This is a genomic window from Geodermatophilus chilensis, assembly GCF_002802985.1.
In the GTDB taxonomy this organism is placed as follows: Bacteria; Actinomycetota; Actinomycetes; order Mycobacteriales; family Geodermatophilaceae; genus Geodermatophilus; species Geodermatophilus chilensis.
The window spans coordinates 1-2134 of sequence record NZ_NVPT01000316.1 but is presented as its reverse complement, the minus strand read 5'-3'; the positions used below and the strand labels follow the sequence as shown (position 1 = coordinate 2134).

3 protein-coding genes and 1 pseudogene are annotated in these 2134 nt (G+C 76.7%); all 4 read right to left on the bottom strand.

All coding sequences use genetic code 11. The features are described from left to right. Positions 1-119 precede the first annotated feature (119 nt). A complete protein-coding gene (locus tag CNO22_RS26795) occupies positions 120-857 on the bottom strand; it encodes an adenosylcobinamide-GDP ribazoletransferase (RefSeq protein WP_100502261.1) in 738 nt (245 codons plus the stop codon). Further along, on the bottom strand, positions 854-1375 hold the full coding sequence (cobU, locus tag CNO22_RS26790; RefSeq protein ID WP_100502260.1) for a bifunctional adenosylcobinamide kinase/adenosylcobinamide-phosphate guanylyltransferase: 522 nt from the start codon (positions 1373-1375) through the stop codon (positions 854-856). Before cobU ends, CNO22_RS26795 begins: the two co-directional genes overlap by 4 nt. Then, on the bottom strand, positions 1372-1923 hold the full coding sequence (locus CNO22_RS26785) for a histidine phosphatase family protein (RefSeq protein WP_100502259.1): 552 nt from the start codon (positions 1921-1923) through the stop codon (positions 1372-1374). The genes cobU and CNO22_RS26785 overlap by 4 nt, the downstream gene beginning before the upstream one ends. A 25-nt stretch (positions 1924-1948) precedes the next feature. Further along, positions 1949-2134 (bottom strand): annotated as a pseudogene (locus tag CNO22_RS26780) (hypothetical protein); the annotation flags it as partial.

Sequence of the window (2134 nt, the reverse complement as noted above, 5' to 3'; positions counted from 1 at the left end):
CCCGGTGGTCGCCCGGCCGCGGCTACGGCCGGGCGACCACCGGGCGGGCGGGTCGGGCGACCCCCGCGACCGGCGGCCTCGGCGGGCTCCTCGGCGGCCTGCTGCGCCGCCGCTGACGGCTAGGGGACGACGGCCGCGGCCACCAGCAAGGTGACCGCGGCCGCCGCCTCGCCCATCGCACCCATCACGTCGCCGGTGACGCCGCCCAACCGGGCGCGCGCCCGGCGCAGGAGCAGTTCGGCCGTCAGCAGGCCGGCTGCGGCACACGCCACCAGGGCCTGGTCGGCGACGGTCAGCAGCGCCGCGGTGACGAACACCCAGCCGGCGAGCCAGCGCGCTGAGACCGTGCCCGCGACCGACTGCCCCAGTGCGGAGCCCGCGGCCACCGGGACGCCGGCCAGCCCGGTGCGCGCCATCGCGAGCCGGGCGACCAGCGGTGCCGCCACGACCGCGGTCCACCCCCGGTCGGCGTCGAGCAGGGTCGCCGCGGCGGCGACCTGCAGCAGCACGGTGAGCAGCAGCGTCACCACGCCGAACGGGCCGACGTCCCCCTGCTTCATCACCTCGAGCGCCCGTTCGCGACCGCGCAGGGGCCCCAGCCCGTCAGCGGTGTCGGCCAGGCCGTCGAGGTGCAGGCCGCGGGTGAGCGCCGCGAGCACCGCCACGGCCAGCACCGCCCCGGTGAGCGGCGAGACCAGCTGCGCGCCGGCCACGCCGATGCCGGCCGCGAGGGCACCGAGCACCAAGCCGACCAGCGGCGCCCACGGCAGCACGCCGCGGGTGGACGCCGCGGCCCGCGCCGGCACCCGCAGGACGGTGAGCAGCGCGGCGGACTCCAGCGGGCCGGTCCACCTCATCGCAACCGCTGCGGCAGGCCGGCCACCACGAACCACACCTCGTCGGCGGTGCCGGCCAGCCGCTGGTTGACCGAGCCGAGGGTGTCGCGGAACAGCCGCCCGGCGCGGGTCTCGGGCACCACGCCCAGCCCCACCTCGTCGGACACCGCCACCACGCGCGCGGGCGTCATCGTCCACGCCTCGACCAGCGCGTCGCAGCGCCGGGCCAGGCGGTCGGACGCGCCGGGCTCGTCGGTCCAGACGCCGGTCTCGTCCATCAGCGCGGCCACCCAGGTGGTGACGCTGTCGACCAGCACGGTGCCGCGGCGCAGCAGGTCGCTGGGCGCCGTGGTCTCCAGCGTCGTCCAGCCCGCGGGACGGCGGGCCCGGTGCGCGGCCACCCGCTGCGCCCACTCGGCGTCCCCGGGGACCGAGGGAGAGGTGGCCAGGTAGGTGACCTCGCCGACGTCGGCGACCAGGGACTCGGCGTACGCGGACTTGCCCGACCGCGACCCGCCGAGCACGAGGACGCGACTCACAGGACCAGCTCCAGCGCGGTCACCGTGCCGTTGTGCGGGGTCACCGTGGGCATCGCGTCGGGACCGAGCCCCGCGGCGACCGCCTGCGCGGCCCGGATCGTGTCGCCGTGGGTCACCAGCGCCACCACCTCGGCCGGAGGGTCCGCGCACAGGGCCTTCAGGTAGGCACCGACGCGGGCGTGCAGCTCGGCCAGGCTCTCCCCGCCCGGCGCCGCCCAGTGCGGGTCCATCCAGTCGACGACGTCCCACAGCTCTCGCGAGGGCCGGCCCTCGAGCACCCCGTAGCCCTGCTCGCGCAGCGCCGGCGTGGTCGTCACCGGCAGACCCGTGGCGCGGGCGCAGTGCTCGGCGGTCTGCACCGCGCGGCGCAGGTCGCTGGAGACCAGCGCGCCCGGACGCAGCGCCACCAGCTCCGCCGCCGCCGCGGCCGCCTGGGCGTGCCCGAGCTCGGTCAGCGGCACGTGCGCGGTCTGCCCCTGCATGAGCCCGGCGGCATTCCACTCGCTCTGCCCGTGGCGGACGAGCAGGAGGGTCAGGGGCCGGGCCATGGTGGCAGGCAGCCTAGGGCGTGTCTCATAGATCGTGGTCGGCGGGGTGGCGGAGCCAGATCTTGATCGAGGCGACGTCGATCGTGCCGCGGAAGACGAACTCGCGTTTGTCGGTGCGCATTGCGACCGCCCGGAAGTCCTTGAGCTTGTTGATCGCGCGCTCGACGGTGTTTCGCTGCTTGTAGGACTCCACGTCGAAGGCCGGTGGCCG

Coding starts and splice junctions, on each gene's coding strand:
- CNO22_RS26795 (WP_100502261.1), bottom strand. CDS start 857: ATGAGGTGGACCGGCCCGCTGGAGTCCGCCGCGCTGCTCACCGTCCTG.
- CNO22_RS26785 (WP_100502259.1), bottom strand. CDS start 1,923: ATGGCCCGGCCCCTGACCCTCCTGCTCGTCCGCCACGGGCAGAGCGAG.